Annotated in this window: 18 protein-coding genes and 1 other annotated feature; all 18 genes read left to right on the plus strand. The window is 39.2% G+C overall.

All coding sequences use genetic code 11. From position 1 onward, the window contains the following. The first annotated feature begins 186 nt into the window (after positions 1-186). The 18 genes from SLH51_RS18240 to SLH51_RS18325 all read left to right on the plus strand — a co-directional run bounded on the left by SLH51_RS18240 (position 187) and on the right by SLH51_RS18325 (position 18,052). Positions 187-1,347: a cysteine desulfurase family protein gene (locus SLH51_RS18240; protein WP_335962892.1), complete on the plus strand. Its 1,161-nt coding sequence runs from the start codon at positions 187-189 to the stop codon at positions 1,345-1,347. A gap of 69 nt (positions 1,348-1,416) precedes the next feature. Continuing rightward, a complete protein-coding gene (gene mnmA / locus SLH51_RS18245; RefSeq protein WP_335962893.1) occupies positions 1,417-2,520 on the plus strand; it encodes a tRNA 2-thiouridine(34) synthase MnmA in 1,104 nt (367 codons plus the stop codon). 61 nt (positions 2,521-2,581) lie between these two features. Continuing rightward, positions 2,582-3,235: a tetratricopeptide repeat protein gene (locus SLH51_RS18250; RefSeq protein ID WP_335962894.1), complete on the plus strand. Its 654-nt coding sequence runs from the start codon at positions 2,582-2,584 to the stop codon at positions 3,233-3,235. A gap of 27 nt (positions 3,236-3,262) precedes the next feature. Then, on the plus strand, positions 3,263-5,551 hold the full coding sequence (gene recD2 / locus SLH51_RS18255) for an SF1B family DNA helicase RecD2 (RefSeq protein ID WP_335962934.1): 2,289 nt from the start codon (positions 3,263-3,265) through the stop codon (positions 5,549-5,551). Between the two features lie 39 nt (positions 5,552-5,590). Then, positions 5,591-6,076: a PRC-barrel domain-containing protein gene (locus SLH51_RS18260; RefSeq protein WP_335962895.1), complete on the plus strand. Its 486-nt coding sequence runs from the start codon at positions 5,591-5,593 to the stop codon at positions 6,074-6,076. A 15-nt stretch (positions 6,077-6,091) separates the two neighbouring features. Next, positions 6,092-6,280 (plus strand): hypothetical protein, encoded by a 189-nt coding sequence (locus tag SLH51_RS18265; RefSeq protein WP_332690687.1) that lies wholly within the window; start codon positions 6,092-6,094, stop codon positions 6,278-6,280. A gap of 264 nt (positions 6,281-6,544) precedes the next feature. Beyond that, positions 6,545-7,609 carry an AI-2E family transporter gene (locus tag SLH51_RS18270; RefSeq protein ID WP_335962896.1) on the plus strand — a complete coding sequence of 355 codons (1,065 nt, stop codon included), beginning with the start codon at positions 6,545-6,547 and terminating at the stop codon, positions 7,607-7,609. 57 nt (positions 7,610-7,666) lie between these two features. Continuing rightward, positions 7,667-7,873 (plus strand) — a binding site (T-box leader). Positions 7,874-7,980: 107 nt separating this feature from the next. After that, the gene (gene alaS / locus SLH51_RS18275) at positions 7,981-10,620 is read left to right on the plus strand and encodes an alanine--tRNA ligase (protein WP_335962897.1); all 2,640 of its coding nucleotides are present in this window, start codon (positions 7,981-7,983) and stop codon (positions 10,618-10,620) included. Between the two features lie 71 nt (positions 10,621-10,691). Beyond that, positions 10,692-10,964, plus strand: a complete 273-nt coding sequence (locus SLH51_RS18280) for an IreB family regulatory phosphoprotein (protein WP_335962899.1) — start codon at positions 10,692-10,694, stop codon at positions 10,962-10,964. Then, positions 10,961-11,380: a Holliday junction resolvase RuvX gene (ruvX, locus tag SLH51_RS18285; protein WP_335962900.1), complete on the plus strand. Its 420-nt coding sequence runs from the start codon at positions 10,961-10,963 to the stop codon at positions 11,378-11,380. Before SLH51_RS18280 ends, ruvX begins: the two co-directional genes overlap by 4 nt. Before the next feature lie 132 nt (positions 11,381-11,512). Beyond that, complete coding sequence (locus SLH51_RS18290; protein ID WP_335962901.1) at positions 11,513-11,806, plus strand: DUF1292 domain-containing protein; 294 nt, start codon at positions 11,513-11,515, stop codon at positions 11,804-11,806. A 127-nt stretch (positions 11,807-11,933) separates the two neighbouring features. Next, positions 11,934-13,088 carry an endolytic transglycosylase MltG gene (mltG, locus tag SLH51_RS18295; protein WP_335962902.1) on the plus strand — a complete coding sequence of 385 codons (1,155 nt, stop codon included), beginning with the start codon at positions 11,934-11,936 and terminating at the stop codon, positions 13,086-13,088. 73 nt (positions 13,089-13,161) lie between these two features. Further along, positions 13,162-13,806: an O-methyltransferase gene (locus SLH51_RS18300; protein ID WP_335962935.1), complete on the plus strand. Its 645-nt coding sequence runs from the start codon at positions 13,162-13,164 to the stop codon at positions 13,804-13,806. 15 nt (positions 13,807-13,821) lie between these two features. Further along, the gene (locus SLH51_RS18305) at positions 13,822-14,754 is read left to right on the plus strand and encodes a peptidase U32 family protein (protein WP_335962903.1); all 933 of its coding nucleotides are present in this window, start codon (positions 13,822-13,824) and stop codon (positions 14,752-14,754) included. Between the two features lie 16 nt (positions 14,755-14,770). Beyond that, positions 14,771-16,033, plus strand: a complete 1,263-nt coding sequence (locus SLH51_RS18310) for a peptidase U32 family protein (RefSeq protein ID WP_335962904.1) — start codon at positions 14,771-14,773, stop codon at positions 16,031-16,033. Then, positions 16,033-16,668: a uridine kinase gene (gene udk / locus SLH51_RS18315; protein WP_335962905.1), complete on the plus strand. Its 636-nt coding sequence runs from the start codon at positions 16,033-16,035 to the stop codon at positions 16,666-16,668. The genes SLH51_RS18310 and udk overlap by 1 nt, the downstream gene beginning before the upstream one ends. 136 nt (positions 16,669-16,804) lie before the next feature. Next, positions 16,805-17,281: a transcription elongation factor GreA gene (gene greA / locus SLH51_RS18320; RefSeq protein WP_335962906.1), complete on the plus strand. Its 477-nt coding sequence runs from the start codon at positions 16,805-16,807 to the stop codon at positions 17,279-17,281. A gap of 192 nt (positions 17,282-17,473) precedes the next feature. Beyond that, a complete protein-coding gene (locus SLH51_RS18325; protein ID WP_335962907.1) occupies positions 17,474-18,052 on the plus strand; it encodes a YrrS family protein in 579 nt (192 codons plus the stop codon). Positions 18,053-18,060: the final 8 nt, after the last annotated feature.

Genomic DNA, 18,060 nt, shown 5'->3' on the forward strand with positions numbered 1-18,060 from the left:
TCTCGAAGCAATCAGCGGAGCCACTGCCATCTTTTAAGCCCTTTATGAGTGGGTTTCTCATAAAGGGTGCGCAGTGAAGGAAGCGATTGCCTTCCAAGAGTTACAGAAGAAGCTTGTAAGAAAAAAGGTTGAACTTTACCTTTTTTCTTATTCTCGATAACAAAGCAAAAAAGAAGGTGTGCAAAATTGGAGATCATTTACGTCGATCATGCTGCTACGTCTCCGCTTCATCCAGAAGTACTTGATGCGATGCTGCCTTATTTTGAATCTCATTTTGGGAATCCATCAAGTATTCATCAAATTGGAAGACAGGCGAGGCATGCTCTTGATCAAGCAAGGAAGAGTATTGCAGAGTCGCTTCGTGTTAGTGAGCAAACCGTTGTTTTTACAAGCGGAGGGACAGAAGCTGATAATATGGCGATTATTGGATATGCACTTGAACATGAAAACAAAGGTAAACATATCATTACATCGAAGGTCGAGCATCATGCCGTATTACATGCCTGCCAAGAACTTGAGAAGCGTGGTTTTGAAGTGACCTATCTTCCAGTAGATGAAACAGGAAGAGTAAAGCTAAATGATGTACAAGCGGTGCTGCGTGATGATACAATCCTTGTTACGTTGATGTTTGGAAATAATGAGGTAGGAACGATTCAACCTATTAAGGAAATTGGAGAGCTCCTCTACAAACATCAGGCAGTTTTTCATACTGATGCAGTTCAAGCTTGTGGGGCAGTTAACTTGAATCTGGCTGAACTCCCGGTCGATATGCTATCGATTTCTGCTCATAAAATTAATGGCCCTAAAGGAATTGGATTACTTTACGTTCGTGAAGAAATCAAGTTACGACCTGTACTTTACGGGGGGGAACAAGAACGCAAGCGCCGTGCTGGGACAGAGAATGTTGCAGCCATTGTTGGATTTGCAAAAGCAATCCATTTAGCAGCGCAAACACTCTCAGAACGACAGGAGCGTTACCATCAATTTGCTCAAGTTCTAATAGATACTTGGATGAGGGAAGAAGTTGAATTCTACCTAAATGGTCATCAGACGAAAAGGTTGCCTCACGTACTAAATGTAAGTTTTCCTGGTGTGAATATAGAGTCATTATTAATGAATTTAGATATAGTTGGTGTTGCAGCATCTAGTGGATCAGCTTGTACAGCTGGTTCAATTGAACCGTCGCACGTCCTTGTCGCAATGTTTGATCAAGCCAAGGAACGAATTCAGACTGCCATTCGGTTTAGTTTTGGGCTAGGGAATACAGTGGAACAAATAGAGCGGGTAGCAATTGAAACAGCTAAAGTTGTAAAAAGGCTCAAGCAACAGGAAGAATTTATCAACTAGAAGAGGTGGTTATAAAAGGGTAATTTCCCCTTTTTTGACTAACCTCGAAGGATCGAAGGTGGTGAAAAAATGAAAAAGCGACCAGAAGACACAAGAGTTGTTGTCGGAATGTCTGGTGGTGTAGATTCATCCGTTACTGCTTTGCTTCTAAAAGAACAAGGTTATGACGTGATCGGAATATTTATGAAAAATTGGGATGATTCCGATGAGAGTGGCTTTTGTACAGCGACAGAGGATTATGAAGATGTCATCCGAGTTTGTAATCAAATTGGAATTCCTTATTATGCGGTTAACTTTGAAAAACAATATTGGGACAAGGTTTTTACGTACTTTTTAGAGGAGTACAAAGCTGGTCGTACACCAAATCCTGATGTAATGTGTAACAAAGAGATTAAATTTAAAGCTTTTTTAAATCATGCGATGTCACTTGGTGCTGATTATGTAGCTACAGGACATTATGCGCGTGTTGAGGAAAAAGAAGGACAATATCTCTTGCTACGTGGTGTTGACGATAACAAAGATCAAACGTATTTTTTGAATGCCTTATCGCAGAAGCAGTTGTCTAAAACAATGTTTCCAATTGGACATTTGCCGAAAAAAGAGGTCCGTGAGCGTGCTCTTGCGGCTGATTTGGCAACTGCTAAAAAGAAAGATAGTACAGGGATCTGTTTTATCGGCGAGAGAAATTTCAAAGAATTTTTAAGTGAATTCTTACCTGCACAGCCTGGTGACATGCAAACAGTCGATGGAGAAGTGAAAGGGCAACATGATGGATTGATGTACTATACATTAGGGCAACGACAAGGTCTTGGTATTGGTGGGGCTGGTGAGCCGTGGTTTGTCATTGGAAAAGATCTAGAATTCAATGTTCTAATTGTTGGTCAAGGGTTTCATCATGAAGGTCTTTATTCAGAAGGGTTAGATGCAATCGGTATGAATTGGATTGTATCACTTCCTGGAACGAAGGAATTCACTTGCAATGCTAAACTGCGCTATCGTCAATCAGATCAAGCTGTTACCGTATATCCAGGAGAAAATGGCACGACTCGTGTTTTCTTTCATGAACCACAACGTGCTGTAACACCTGGGCAAGCGGTTGTTTTCTATGATGGAGATGTTTGTCTTGGCGGAGGAACAATTGATCATGTCATTAAAAAGTGGGAAAATGCCTAATCGGTATTTTCCTTTTTCCGTTATAATTATATTAGTAGATACAATGTGAGGAGGCATATTGATGTTTAATGAAAAAGGTATAGAATTTATGAATGAGCAAAAATACGAAGAAGCTGCAAAGATGTTTAATGATGCAATAGAAGAGAATCCAAAAGATCCAACTGGTTTTATTAACTTTGGTAATCTGCTCGGTGTTTTGGGAGACTATGACAGAGCTTTGACGTTTTTTGATAAGGCAATTGGTCTCGATGAGCATGCTGCTACGGCCTATTATGGCGCTGGAACGATTTATTATAAGCAAGATCAATTTGAAGAAGCAGTAAAAATGTTTAAGAAAGCGCTCATTGAGAAATTAGACGAATCGGATGTACATTTTATGCTAGGTATGAGTTATTACCAATTAGGAGCACTTCCGCACGCACTGGCATCTTTTAAACGAACGGTAGAACTTCATCCAAATGATATTGACGGTAGATTTCATCATGGATTATGCTTAGCACAACTAGAGCAAATTGATGATGCAATAATTGAATTAGAAAAAGTGGTTGAATTAGATGAACAGCATGCTGATGCTTTCTTTAATTTAGGTGTTGCGTATGCTTATAAAGAGCGTGCTCATGATGCGTTATCTGCTTTTCAACAAGCACTTGCGATACAGCCGGATCATGCACTAGCTGCAAACGGAAAGAAAACAATTGAACTAGCCATCAAGTAAGGGTGATGACATGTGAAGGAACAATCGATGTTGCCTGAAGACGAAACAACAATTGACCGTGGATACATAAAAGGAAATGTGATTCACATTGTTTTTCGTAACGAGGAGAATTTTTATACGGTGGCGCTAGTTCGTGTCGCACAGACAAATGAGGAATTAAAGGAGAAAAAGGTAACAGTTGTTGGAATGCTACCAAAGTTAGAGCAAGATGAAACCTTTTTGTTTTTTGGTCGTTTAATTGATCATCCAAAATTTGGCGTTCAGTATCAAGTAGAACAATTCAGAAGGGACTTACCCCAGACAAAGCATGGGATTGTTCACTATTTATCCAGTGGACGTTTTCCAGGAATCGGGGTAAAGACGGCTGAAACGATTGTAGAGGTACTTGGTGAACGAGCGATTACAAAAATTGTGGAGCATCGATCTGTTTTAAATGAGGTTCCAAAGCTTTCACAGGAAAAAGCGGACATGTTGTATGAACAACTCGTTGATCAGCAAGGTGTAGAACAAGTTTTAATGACCTTGTCCAAACACGGATTTGGTGTGGAGTTATCCATGAAAGTGTATCAAGCTTATGGGCTTCAAGCTCTTGATATCATACAGTCGAATCCATATCAATTAATTGCTGATGTAGAAGGAATTGGGTTTAGGAGAGCAGACCTCTTAGGTGCTGCAATTGGAATTACGGGGAATCACCCTGACCGAATTCGTGCTGGGTGTTTATTCCTTATTCAAGAATTGTGTCTTCAAGAAGGACATGTTTACCTTGAGAAAGCAACGCTTACCCCTCATGTTATTTCATTATTGTCTTCTTACGATTGTCAAATTGAGCAACAGCAAGTGGAAGAACAATTCCTTCTTATGCAGGAAGAGGATACTATTTATATTGAAGATGACCGTGTATATATGAAGACACTCTATTTTGCAGAAAAAGGAATTGTGACAAGTGTTCGCCGACTGTTAAGTGAAGAAATAGAAGACGAGTTCCCGGAAGCTGAGTTCTTAAAAGCATTAGGGAAACTCGAGGAAGAACTGAAAATGGAATATGCTCCTTCGCAAAAGGAAGCTATTCAAACGGCGCTATCGTCTCCGTTAATGATCTTAACAGGTGGGCCTGGAACAGGAAAGACAACCGTTATTAAAGGAATAGTGGAACTATATGCACGTTTACATGGACTAGCATTAGATGAAAAAACTTATACAAAAAGCAATCCATTTCCAATTTTGCTTGTCGCACCAACAGGAAGAGCGGCTAAGCGAATGAGTGAAGCAACAGAATTACCAGCGACAACAATCCATCGCCTTTTAGGTTGGAAAGGTGGAACGGGCGGGTTTGAAAAAGGTGATCATGAGCCGCTCGAAGGGGAGCTTTTAATTGTCGATGAAAGTTCAATGGTGGACATTTGGTTAATGAATCAACTGTTAAAATCAGTGCCAAAAGGAATGCAAGTGGTGCTAGTAGGTGATCAAGATCAGTTGCCTTCTGTCGGACCGGGTCAAGTACTTCGCGATTTCCTTGAATCGACGGTGATACCGACTGTCCCATTAGTTGACATCTATCGCCAAGCTGAAGGTTCATCAATTATTGAGTTAGCTCATGCGATGAAGCAAGGAACAATGCCAGCTAATTTACCTGAACCGCAGGCAGATCGACGCTTTTTCCCGTGTCAAGTCGATCATGTCGGACAAGTCGTTTCACAAATTTGCGAAAATGCAATGAAAAAAGGATATACAGCAAAAGAAATTCAAGTGCTTGCCCCGATGTACAAAGGGAGTGCAGGAATTACAGAATTAAATAATATGCTTCAAAATTTGTTTAATCCGAAAACAGAGCAAAGGCGCGAAATTGGATTCGGGGATGTGGTCTACCGGACAGGTGATATAGTTTTGCAGCTTGTGAATAATCCAGATGAAAACGTCTATAACGGAGACCGCGGAGAGATTGTCGCGATTTTTTATGCGAAAGAAAATCAAGAACGACAAGATCAATTAGTCATTTCGTTTGATGGAACAGAAGTGGTCTACTTAAAAAAAGATTTAAATCAAATTACCCATGCTTATTGTTGCTCGATTCATAAAGCTCAAGGTAGTGAATTTCCCATTGTTGTTATGCCCATCGTGCGCAATTATGCAAGGATGCTTAGAAGGAATTTATTATATACCGGCATCACACGGGCTAAACAGTATTTATTATTATGCGGTGATCTTAAAGCTTTCCACACTGCAATTACACAAAAAGAAGAATTAATTAGAAATTCGAAGTTACAGGAAAAGTTACAATTAATCACAACCAATGGGAACAGCCAACCAACATAATTCAATAAGAATCACCACACACTAAAAATGTTCGGAGGGGTGGCGATTTCTTTGCGAACTTTTTCAACAGTAGAAGGATTACCGGTAATTTCACTATCTACTGCTAAGGAATGTGGACATGTCTTAGATTTGTTGTATGAGAATGGATCTGTAACAGGGTTTATTATTGACCCTAAAGGTTGGTTCCAAAAGCACTTATTTTTGCCGGTCTCTTATGTAGCAAGCATTGGTAGCGACGGAGTCATGATAGAGGACACAAATATGCTTAAACCCTATTCTGCTAAAGAAAAAGAAGCCTTTCCGCTAAAAAATGGGAAGCGTCGTCTGCAAGGAATTGCGTTGTTAACAGCAGAAGGAGAAAAATTAGGGTTGCTTGAGGACGTATATTTTTTGGAAGAGATGGGCACGATTGTAGGGTATGAAGTCACGGAAGGATTGGTAGCTGACTTAGTAGAGGGACGAAGAGTTGTCAAGTGCAATTCTAAGTTAACAATCGCTGGAGGTCGTGCCATCCTCACGGAATAGAAGGGAGCCTTTATCATGCGTTGTCCAAATTGCCAGAGCAAAGATATCGGAAAGATCGGAACGAACCAATACTATTGCTGGAATTGTTTTGTAGAAATGAGTTTGTTGAAAGGAAGGCTATCCATGCATCAAGTTGAGGAAGACGGTTCACTTAGCTCATTGGATGATTTGTTTGAGGATGAGGACCTTCAAATTGGAATGTAAACTGAAATAATGGTTCGACATTGAATAGGATAAGTTGTCTATAGAAATTGCTTTTGCTTATTCTAGTGGTGCATGGGATATTTGAATGATTTTCCACAAGAAAGTCTTCATGAAAACGAAGAGAGTGACGGTCATTCTAACTTTATGTTAGATGAAATGTCTCTCTCTTTTTTTTAGCGAATACTAAAAGGTTCAGTAACGCATGTGCTCAACTTGTATGGATATGGAATCTGTGCACACACTATAGATTGGGAGGTGTGTAATATGGACAAAGGAATGCAGCAAAAATGGTTGAATAGACTTGTATTTACCCTGCTTACATTACTAATTATCTTTATGATTATTCAGCTAGCGCCATTGTTCTCTCCTATAGGAGCTGTATTTAGAGCATTGGCTTTACCAGTAGGGATTGCTGCCCTTTTGACCTATTTGCTCCATCCATTAGTTGAAAAAATGCACGATTCTGGGTTAGCACGTCCTATTGCCGTTCTTTTAATCTTTTTGTTGATCGTATTTGTGTTTGGGTTCCTTCTAACCATTGGTTTACCTGCATTTATTAAGCAAATACAGCACGCTTTTGAGACGATTCCAGCTCAAATTAATGAAATAGAGAAAGAAACGGCTCGAATCGAAAGGTATATAGATACTCTTCCTGCACCAATGCAAACACAAACTCAAGAGTGGAGAGTACAGCTTGAAGAAATGGGTGAGGGCGTTTTTGACCAAGTAGAAGCGGTAGCCTTGTTTCTGATTAAGTCGCTTTTTTCATTTATTGTTATTCCTTTTCTTGTTTTCTTTTTGTTAAAAGATCATGAGCTCATAAGAAAATTGTCTTGGTATTTAACTCCGCGGAGATGGAGAGATCCATTAAAGCGTTATATAAAAGATGTCGACCATACTTTTGGAAGCTATATTCGAGGGCAATTGCTTGTTTCCTTGTCTGTCTTTATTATTTCTACAATTGGTTTATGGCTACTTGGTGTCCCTTATCCAATCTTACTCGGATTATTTATGGGAGCAATGGACTTAATTCCTTATTTTGGGCCATTTATTGGAGCGGTACCGGCTGTCATAATTGCTTTTTTGCAATCATGGCAATTAGGGATTGCCACAATTATTCTTATTTTTGTTATTCAACAGATTGAAGGGAACATTCTTTCACCTGTTATCGTTGGGAAGACGCTCCATTTGCATCCTGCACTAATTATTCTTGCTTTGTTGGTTGGAGTGGAGGTAGGCGGGTTTATTGGAATGCTTATCGCTGTCCCTGTTTTAGCGATTGGAAAAGTAACACTAGTGCACCTTCGTTTGCATTTCATGAAAGATTGACATTTGAATCATGGATTTCTATAATATATGTGTGTTCAAAAAGATGAATAAAGTAATTTAAAAGCGTTGAAGGAACGAGTATGAAACAGTCCGTTTAAAGAGAGGTGTACCATAAGCTGAAAAGTACACTAAGCGAAGGGTTTCAGAAAGCTACTCCCGAGTGCAGATAATCTCTGACGTTAAGTCGCGTTAAGACTTTTAAGTGATAGGCAAATTATTGTCTATAATTAGGGTGGTACCGCGTGATAAACTCTCGTCCCTTTTAGGGATTTGAGGGTTTTTTTATTTTGCTCAGTAGCGTGTTTAAAAAGGAAAAACCAACCTTATGGAACAAACTCAGTACTAAGTTTACATAATAAGGAGAGATGAAAATGAAAAAACTTACATCTGCACAAGTTAGACAAATGTATTTAGACTTTTTTAAAGAAAAAGGACATGATATTGAACCAAGCGCATCTTTGGTTCCACATGAAGACCCAACGCTGCTCTGGATTAATAGTGGGGTAGCAACCTTAAAGAAATACTTTGATGGACGTGTTATCCCAGAAAACCCTCGTATTACAAATGCTCAAAAATCAATTCGGACAAATGATATTGAAAATGTTGGAAAGACAGCTCGTCATCATACGTTTTTTGAGATGCTTGGGAACTTTTCCATTGGTGATTATTTTAAAGAAGAAGCAATTGAATGGGCTTGGGAGTTTTTAACGAGTGAGAAATGGGTTGGATTTGATCCAGAGAAGTTATCGGTAACTGTTCATCCTGAAGATGATGAAGCATATGCCTACTGGCAAAAAAAAATCGGAGTTCCAGAAGAACGTATTATTCGTTTAGAAGGAAACTTTTGGGATATAGGAGAAGGCCCAAGTGGACCGAATACAGAAATCTTCTATGACCGCGGCCCTAGTTATGGAAGTGATGAAAAAGATCCAGAACTTTATCCAGGTGGTGAAAATGAACGGTACTTAGAGGTGTGGAATCTTGTCTTTTCTCAATTTAATCATAATCCAGATGGCAGCTATACACCGCTGCCAAAGAAGAATATTGATACAGGTATGGGTCTCGAACGAATGGTTTCAGTTATCCAAGATACTCCAACTAATTTTGAAACGGACTTATTTATGCCAATTATTAAAGCAACAGAAGAAATTTCTGGTGTGAAATATGGGGAAAAGAAAGAAACTGATGTAGCGTTTAAAGTAATTGCCGATCATGTACGAACAGTAACGTTTGCTGTTACTGACAGGGCTCTACCTTCGAATGAAGGGCGTGGGTATGTCCTGCGAAGATTATTACGTCGTGCAGTACGCTATGCAAAGTTAATTAATATACACCGTCCTTTTATGTATGAGTTAGTTCCGGTTGTTGGGGAGATTATGGTAGACTTCTATCCGGAAGTGAAAGAAAAAACAGAATTTGTACAAAAAGTTATGAAAAATGAAGAAGAGCGTTTCCACGAAACATTACATGAAGGATTAGCGATTCTTGAAAAAATACTAGCTGATGCAGAAGCATTAGGAAAAAAGATAATCGATGGTGCTGATGTGTTCCGTTTGTATGACACATACGGATTTCCAGTCGATTTAACGGAAGAATATATACAAGAAAAAGGCTTAGACATTGACCGGGCAGGCTTTGAACGTGAAATGGAAGGGCAACGCGCGCGTGCTCGTTCTGCTCGTCAGGAATCAGGATCCATGCAAGTGCAAGATGAAGTACTTGGACAAATTACAACAGAAAGTACATTTGTAGGGTATGATCGTCTAACAACAGATGCAAAAGTGGAAGTACTTATTTCTGATAAAGAGCTTACGGATAGCGTGCAAGCAGGTAATACTGCTCAAGTGATTTTAAATGAAACACCATTTTATGCTGAAAGTGGTGGGCAAGTTTCTGACGCAGGAACGCTTCGAGGTGAAAATCTAGTGGCTGACGTTACAGGTGTTAGCAAAGCACCGAATGGACAGCACCTCCATACAATTGTTGTAAAAGAAGGCGTGCTTGAAAAAGGAACAACGGTTACGTGTGTTGTGGAAGAAACGGAACGAATTTCAATTGTAAAAAACCATACGGCTACCCACCTTTTGCACCAAGCACTTAAAGATGTTCTTGGAGCGCATGTAAATCAGGCAGGTTCATTAGTTTCTGAGGAACGATTGCGTTTTGACTTTTCTCATTTTGGTCAAGTAACAACAGAAGAATTGACAAAGGTAGAAGAGATTGTAAATGAACAGATTTGGAATGCACTTCAAGTAGATATTTCTTTGAAGAAGCTTGATGAAGCAAAAGAAATGGGCGCAATGGCGCTGTTCGGAGAGAAATATGGAGAGACGGTCCGTGTTGTAAAAGTAGGCGACTATAGTTTAGAGTTATGCGGCGGTTGTCACGTGCGTAACACAGCTGAAATTGGCCTATTTAAACTTGTTTCTGAATCAGGGATTGGTGCAGGTGTACGCCGTATTGAAGCAGTGACGGGCAAAGCGGCTTATGAACATATGAATAGTCAGATTCAATTGCTAAAAGATGTGGCAACTAATTTAAAAGTCAAACGTGTGCAAGACGTCCCGGCTAGAATTGATGCTACGCAGCAACAAATTCGTGAATTACAACGAGAAAATGAATCATTAACGGCGAAGTTGGGCAATATGGAAGCTGGGAATCTTGTTAATGAAGCCATAAAGGTAAATGGTGTTACCGTGTTATCGAAAAAAGTAGATGCAGCTGATATGGATGGACTTCGTGGAATAGTGGATACATTAAAACAAGATTTATCGTCTGGAATTATTGTATTAGGGGCTGTTTCCGGTGAGAAAGTAAACATAGTTGCTGGTGTAACGAAGGATTTACTTGATCAAGGCTTCCATGCAGGAAAGCTTGTGAAGGAAGTTGCTACTCGTTGCGGCGGCGGTGGCGGCGGTCGTCCTGATATGGCCCAAGCTGGCGGGAAAAATCCGGCAGAATTAGAAAAAGCTCTTGCTTTTGTAGAAGAGTATGTAAATACGATTTCCTAATTGAACTTTTTTGGTGTACAATGGAAATAAGACAAGCTGTTAGACAGCAATGAATGAAAGAGGTGTTTGTGATGAGCTCTATGGACAAAACGATGCAATTTAACTTTCCTGATGACACGGTTGAAGTTGATGTCCAAGAGGTGCTCCTTTCTGTATATGAGTCACTTGAGGAGAAAGGCTATAACCCCATTAACCAAATTGTTGGCTATTTACTGTCAGGAGACCCTGCGTACATTCCGCGTCATAAAGATGCGCGTACACTCATTCGTAAGCTAGAACGTGACGAACTAATTGAAGAGTTAGTAAAATCATATTTATCACAGCACCGTAAGGAGAATGAATGAGAGCACTTGGATTAGATGTCGGTACGAAAACAATTGGTATAGCACTAAGTGATGAGCTTGGCTGGACGGCACAAGGTTTAACGACACTTAAGCGTGAAGAAAGTGATGAAGAAAAAGACTTTAAAGCGATTGCCAGCCTTGTTGAAGAACATGGTGTAGATTCGATTGTTATTGGTCTACCTAAAAATATGAATGGAACGATCGGACCTAGTGGTGAGCGTAGCCAAGTTTTTGCGGATACATTAAGTCAGTATGTTTCGTGCACGATAAAGATGTGGGATGAGCGTTTAACGACCGTCGCTGCGGAGAAAATGCTTATTTCGGCTGATGTTAGTCGCAAAAAAAGAAAAAAGGTCATCGATAAGATGGCTGCGGTCATGATATTGCAAGGATATCTTGATCATAAAGGAAACTAATCGTACTAAAAAAGGTCAATTTTCCCTTTTTATAGCACGATAAAGCAATGAGTGAAGCCACTGCCATTATTGTGCAGCATTGCTCCTTGTTTACCAAACTAATCTAACATTACTACAAAGAGGTGCAATCAAATGACTGAACAAGAAAAAGAGCGTATTGTGATCCCTGATGAAAATGGGGATGAGCATCTTTTTGATGAATTATTCAGATTCCATGTTGATGCAACAGAAAAGTCATATATCTTAGTGACTCCTGTTGGAGCAGATGAAGATGATGAGGAAGAAGAAGTGGAAGTATTTGCTTTCCGTTACGAAGATCGTGAAGGTGAAGAAGACGACATTGCTTTATTCCCAGTTGAAACTGACGAAGAGTGGGAAATGGTTGAGGAAATGTTAAATACATTCCAACCGGAAGAAGAGGAGTAAGTTAGTCCTTTTAGCTACCAAAAGCAGCTAGCCTCCGGAGGAAAAACAGCTACCAAAAACAGGTAGCTGTTTTTTTTTCTTTATCTTTAGTCGAAATGTAGTATAATATAACGGTGGAAGGAGGAGAATGATGTCTAATTCCAGCGAAAAACCACGAAATGCATTGTATGAAGAGCGAGTTTCTCAGGCGAGGGTTGTGAGGAAAATCGTCTTTTTTAGTGTTATTGGATTATTTGTTATTGGTATCATTTTTTCTATTAGCGCTTATTTTTATGTGAAGAATACATTAGGACCAGTTGATGTAGACAATCCGGAAGAAGTCGAAGTAACAATTCCGATTGGTTCAACTGCCAATCATATTGGAACGATACTAGAGGACGAGGGACTTGTACGAAATGGTACGATGTTTCGTTATTATGTTCGTTACAAAAATGAATCAGGATTTCAAGCAGGTGATTACGCTCTTTCAACTTCGATGACCATGGATGAAATCATTCAAGAATTGAAAGAGGGAAAAGTGTTGCAAGAACCAGAACTAGTTTTTACTGTACCTGAAGGTAGATGGCTTGAAGATATTGCGGGAATTATTGCAACTGAAACGGATCATAGTGAAGAAGAAGTGATGGACATGTTAACAAATGAGGAGTATATAGAAAGTTTAATTGATCAATACTCAATGTTAACAGATGATATTTTAGATAATGATATTCGTTATGCATTAGAAGGATATTTATTTCCAGCACGTTATGATTTTATGGAAGAGCAGCCATCGATTGAAACGATCGTTGAGGCGATGCTGAATGGGACGCAAGCGGTATTAAATGAGTTTACTTCGGAGATCGATGAAAGTGAATATACTATCCATGAATTACTCACGCTAGCTTCGATCATTGAAAGAGAAGCTCAAAAAACAGAAGATCGCTATCTTATTTCTGGGGTACTTTATAATCGGTTAGAGAGAGGAATGAGACTTCAAGTCGACCCAACAGTTTCTTATGCAATTGGTGAGCACCGTTATATGACAACTTATGCAGATACGGAAGTTGATTCACCATATAACACTTATCGATATGCAGGGATCCCAATTGGACCAATAGCAAGTCCGGGGAAAGATTCAATTAAAGCAGCATTACAACCAGAAGCGACAGATGCACTTTACTTTTACGCTCGTTACAATGGTGAAGTAATTTACAATGAAACGTATGAGGAGCACAATCGTACACATCAAGAGTATCGCAATGAATGGGTTGAAGCTCAAAGTCAAGAGGTTGAAGATGATTAGTAAGTAGTAAGGGGGATGTGTTACTATAAAACACGCCCTCTTTTCTATGTTCTTAGTAGAATGGAGTGGTATGATGATAAAGAGACAAGTAGAGGACTATTTAAAGTCCCTTGTACCCACTCGTGAAAAAAGAGTGGAAGAAATAGAAGAATATGCTATCGTGCATCAAGTTCCTATTATGGATTTAGTAGGGATGGAAAGTCTCCTGCAGCAGTTAAAATTACATGAGCCTAAGCGGATACTAGAGATTGGAACGGCCATTGGTTATTCAGCCATTCGAATGGCTCAAGCCTTACCAAATGCTAGTATTGTAACGATTGAACGTGATGAAGTGCGGTATGAGGAAGCGAAAAAGAACATATCTTCTTTAGGCTTAGCGAACCGTATTGATGTTAGATTTGGTGATGCTTTGGATTTGGCTCAAACACTTGAATCAGAACCCCTTTTTGATGTATTATTTATTGATGCCGCAAAAGGACAGTACAAACGTTTTCTTAATATATACGGTCAATTTATTAAACATGGCGGTGTGATCTATTCAGATAATGTGTTGTTCCGTGGGTTAGTGGCGGAAGAGGACATAGAAAATAAACGCTTGCGACAGATCGCAAATAAAATAAAAAGCTATAACGAATGGCTAATGAATCATCCAGAATATGAGACGAGAATCTTGCCAGTAGGAGATGGATTAGCTGTTAGTATTAAACGGAAAATGTAAGAGGAGGATAACAAAATGGGAAAGAAGCCGGAATTACTAGTGACCCCAAAAGATATAGATGCTGTGAATAGACTGTTTAAGGCGGGGGCAGATGCGATTGTCATTGGTGAACAACGTTACGGTTTGCGTCTAGCTGGTGAATTTACACGAGACGAAGTGAAGGAAGCAGTGAATATTGCTCACGAACAATCGAAAAAAGTATACGTTGCTATGAATGCTCTTTTTCACAATGACAAAGTAGATGAATTAGCAGATTATGTGAAATTTTTACGCGAAGCAAATGTTGATGGAATTACATTCGGAGACCCTGCTGTATTAATGACGGTTCGTGAGGTAGCTCCCGATCTGAAGTTGCACTGGAACACGGAACAAACAGTTACCAATTGGTTCACTGCGAATTATTGGGGGCGAAAAGGTGCAACTCGTGCGGTTTTAGCTCGTGAAATTAATATGGATGCGATTGTTGAAATTAAGGAAAATGCAGAGGTTGAAGTCGAAGTTCAAGTTCATGGAATGACAAGTATGTTCCAATCAAAGAGAACATTAATTGGCAACTATATGCAGTTCCAAGGGAAGAACTTAGAAGTTGAGAAGCGTGATAAGGAGCGTAATCTGCATTTGTTTGATCCAGAGCGTGATGCTAGGTATCCGATTTTTGAAGATGAGAATGGAACTCACATTATGAGTCCAAATGATATTTGTATTATTGATGAACTAGAAGAGATGATCGATGCTGAAATTGATAGCTTTAAAATCGATGGCCTGCTAAAGTCGACAGAATATATGGAAATAGCAACAGCTTTGTATCGAGAAGCCATTGACTTTTGTGCTGATGCTCGAGATGAATATGAAGAGCGTAAAGAAAATTATTTAGCGAAATTAGAAGAAATTCAACCAGAAAACCGCAAGTTAGATACAGGATTTTTCTTCAAAGAAACGGTCTATTAAGAAAGGAGGATATGCTATGACGACTATTGCTGAACGTACGAATGAGGGGAAACGAATCATTACAAAAAAGCCAGAATTATTAGCTCCTGCAGGTAGCTTAGAGAAGTTAAAAATAGCTGTTCACTATGGTGCAGATGCGGTGTTTATTGGCGGACGTGAATTTGGCCTTCGCTCAAATGCTGATAATTTCTCTCTTGAGGAAATGAGAGAAGGAGTAGAATTTGCAAATAAATATGGTGCGAAAATCTATGTCACGACAAATATTTTTGCTCATAATGAAAATATGGATGGTCTAGAAGAGTATTTAGAATCTCTTCAAGAAGTTGGCGTGACAGGGATTATTGTTGCAGACCCATTAATTATTGAAACGTGCAAGCGTGTTGCTCCTAAGGTAGAAGTCCATCTTAGTACTCAACAATCGTTAAGTAACTGGCTTTCTGTGAAGTACTGGAAAGAAGAGGGACTTCATCGTGTTGTATTAGCTAGAGAAGTTGGTCTTGAGGAAATGCTTGAAATGAAAAAGAAAGTAGACATAGAAATTGAAGCATTCATTCACGGTGCAATGTGTATTTCTTACTCTGGACGTTGTGTACTAAGTAACCATATGACAGCGCGTGATTCGAATCGTGGTGGTTGCTGTCAGTCCTGTCGATGGGAATATGATTTATATGAAACGAATGAAAACGGCGAAAAGGCTCTTTTTGAAGAAGGCGATGCTCAGTATACGATGAGCCCGAAAGATTTAAACCTTGTACAAGCGATTCCAAAGATGATCGAAGCTGGAATTGATAGTCTAAAGGTTGAAGGACGGATGAAGTCAATTCATTACGTTGCGACGGTTACAAGTGTATATCGTAAGGTCATTGATGCCTATTGTGCAGATCCAGACAATTTCAAAATAGATAAAGCTTGGTTGGACGAGTTAGAGAAATGTGCCAATCGTGATTTTGCCCCACAATTTTTCGAAGGGCAACCAACATTTGAAGAGCAAATGTACGGGAAAACTGCGAAACGTACAAAGTATGATTTTGCAGGATTAGTACTTGAATATGACGTGGAAACATCAATGGTAACTTTGCAACAACGTAATCACTTTAAGCCTGGAGATGAAATTGAATTTTTTGGTCCGGAAATTGCAAACTTTGTTCAAAAGGTCGAAACGATTTGGGATGAAGAAGGCAATGAGATCGATGCAGCAAGACATCCATTACAAGTTGTTCGTTTTAAAGTAGATAAGCCGGTTTATCCTCAAAACATGATGCGTAAAGAGGTAAGATAATGTCTAAAAAACCTATTGTTATCGGTGTAGCCGGTGGAACAGGATCTGGTAAAACAACGGTAGCTAAAGAAATTTTTTATCAATTTAATGAACAATCAATTGTATTAATTGAACAAGATGCATATTATAAGGATCAAAGTCACTTAAGTTTTGAAGAACGATTGCAAACCAATTATGATCATCCATTAGCATTTGACAATGATTTATTGCTTGAGCATTTGCAATTGCTGTCAGCGGGCAAAGGAGTCGAAAAGCCTGTGTATGATTATAAAGCTCATACAAGGTCAAGTGATGTTATTGTGATTGACCCGAAGGATGTTATTATTGTTGAAGGTATTTTAATTCTTGAAGATGAGCGTCTTAGAGAGATGATGGATATTAAGTTATTTGTTGATGCTGATGCTGATATACGAATTATTAGAAGGTTAGTGAGAGATATTGAGGATAGGGGTCGGTCAATTGAGTCTGTAATTGATCAATATACTTCCGTTGTAAGACCGATGCACTTGCAATTTATTGAACCAACAAAGCGTTATGCGGATGTAATTGTACCAGAAGGCGGGCAGAATCGTGTCGCTATTGATCTAATGGTGACAAAAATTCGCACAATTATTGAAGAGAAAGCGATTTTGTAATAGCATAAGGAGTAGGTTTACTTAAACCTTGCTTGTAAGGATTTTATAAACTCGGATTTACCGAGTTTTTAGTCTACATAGTATTATATTTATCGCATTTATTTTATTTGATTGTAGCAGATGAGGAGTGAAAGACATGGCAGAAGAGAAAAAGCATTATATGACAATGGATGGAAAGAAAAAGTTAGAAGAGGAAGTAGAATATTTAAAGACGGAACGACGCAAAGAAGTCGTTGAACGTATAAAGATTGCACGTAGTTTTGGTGACCTATCAGAGAACTCTGAATATGATTCTGCAAAAGAAGAGCAAGCGTTTGTTGAAGGACGTATTGCTCAACTTGAGAAGATGATTCGTAATGCGGTCATGATTGAAGAAGAAGAGGGTGCAGCAAATGTTGTGTCTCTCGGTAAGACGGTTAAGTTTATTGAACTTCCAGATGGTGATGAAGAAGAGTACACGATTGTTGGAAGCGCAGAATCAGACCCCGCAGAAGGAAAGATTTCAAATGATTCTCCAATGGCTCAAAGTTTACTTGGACGAGGTATTAATGATAAAGTGTCTGTTAATACCCCAGGTGGAGAAATGGAAATTCAAATTACCGATATTCGTTAATGTTTACGTAGGATGCTTGAAAAGGGAAAGATCAACCTTTTCAAGCATCCTTTTTTAAAAGGCTAGGTGTACCTCCTGTTTGACAAGAGGTGATCTCTCTAAAATTATGTAAGATCTTGTATGAAGCCTTTCTCGCGCTTTTAAAAAAGATCTTGTATAATAACGAAAGAGAATTAGAAAGGGAGTGGAGAAATGCAAGGATATCGTTATGAGCAACGGAAGAAGAAACGTGTGAATCGTATTTTAAATGTGGCGATTGGTATAGTAACCATTCTTATCATAGTATTTGCTGTACAAATTTTCTTTAGTTCGACTTCAAGTGAAGAAGTACTCACAGAAGTTGACCAAAACGGGGAAATAGAGGAGAATGAACCTGAATCAATAGCTGATCCAGTAGAGAAGAATAAAGAGAATAACCAGAGTGAAGCAGTAGAAGAAAATGAGCACGAATCGACTGAGGAACAACTTGATGAAGAAGAGCTAGAGCCAGTTCCAGACGGAGAGTGGGAACCAGTTGGTACGTCACAAACGGGTGAATTCACACCTGACTTCAATGAAGGAAGCACAAACTGGAATGAAATGGTCAAAGCCCTCCAATATGCTACTGGAATTGATGACATGATAGTTTGGTGGATTGGAAACGGTGGTTCTGCTACAAGAGCACGTGGAGAAGTTGCTCCTAGAGGAAATCCAAATGAAAAATATGAAGTGTATATTGAATGGATTGATGGCCAAGGCTGGATGCCAGTAGAGAAAAATAAACTTAATTAATCAAATGG

This window comes from Halalkalibacter kiskunsagensis (assembly GCF_037027555.1).
Taxonomy (GTDB): Bacteria; Bacillota; Bacilli; order Bacillales; family Bacillaceae_D; genus Halalkalibacter; species Halalkalibacter kiskunsagensis.

Coding starts and splice junctions, on each gene's coding strand:
- ruvX (WP_335962900.1), top strand. CDS start 10,961: ATGAGAGCACTTGGATTAGATGTCGGTACGAAAACAATTGGTATAGCA.
- SLH51_RS18325 (WP_335962907.1), top strand. CDS start 17,474: ATGCAAGGATATCGTTATGAGCAACGGAAGAAGAAACGTGTGAATCGT.
- udk (WP_335962905.1), top strand. CDS start 16,033: ATGTCTAAAAAACCTATTGTTATCGGTGTAGCCGGTGGAACAGGATCT.
- mnmA (WP_335962893.1), top strand. CDS start 1,417: ATGAAAAAGCGACCAGAAGACACAAGAGTTGTTGTCGGAATGTCTGGT.
- SLH51_RS18250 (WP_335962894.1), top strand. CDS start 2,582: ATGTTTAATGAAAAAGGTATAGAATTTATGAATGAGCAAAAATACGAA.
- SLH51_RS18300 (WP_335962935.1), top strand. CDS start 13,162: ATGATAAAGAGACAAGTAGAGGACTATTTAAAGTCCCTTGTACCCACT.
- alaS (WP_335962897.1), top strand. CDS start 7,981: ATGAAAAAACTTACATCTGCACAAGTTAGACAAATGTATTTAGACTTT.
- mltG (WP_335962902.1), top strand. CDS start 11,934: ATGATGTCTAATTCCAGCGAAAAACCACGAAATGCATTGTATGAAGAG.
- SLH51_RS18265 (WP_332690687.1), top strand. CDS start 6,092: ATGCGTTGTCCAAATTGCCAGAGCAAAGATATCGGAAAGATCGGAACG.
- SLH51_RS18305 (WP_335962903.1), top strand. CDS start 13,822: ATGGGAAAGAAGCCGGAATTACTAGTGACCCCAAAAGATATAGATGCT.
- SLH51_RS18280 (WP_335962899.1), top strand. CDS start 10,692: ATGAGCTCTATGGACAAAACGATGCAATTTAACTTTCCTGATGACACG.
- recD2 (WP_335962934.1), top strand. CDS start 3,263: ATGTTGCCTGAAGACGAAACAACAATTGACCGTGGATACATAAAAGGA.
- SLH51_RS18270 (WP_335962896.1), top strand. CDS start 6,545: ATGGACAAAGGAATGCAGCAAAAATGGTTGAATAGACTTGTATTTACC.
- SLH51_RS18290 (WP_335962901.1), top strand. CDS start 11,513: ATGACTGAACAAGAAAAAGAGCGTATTGTGATCCCTGATGAAAATGGG.
- SLH51_RS18310 (WP_335962904.1), top strand. CDS start 14,771: ATGACGACTATTGCTGAACGTACGAATGAGGGGAAACGAATCATTACA.
- greA (WP_335962906.1), top strand. CDS start 16,805: ATGGCAGAAGAGAAAAAGCATTATATGACAATGGATGGAAAGAAAAAG.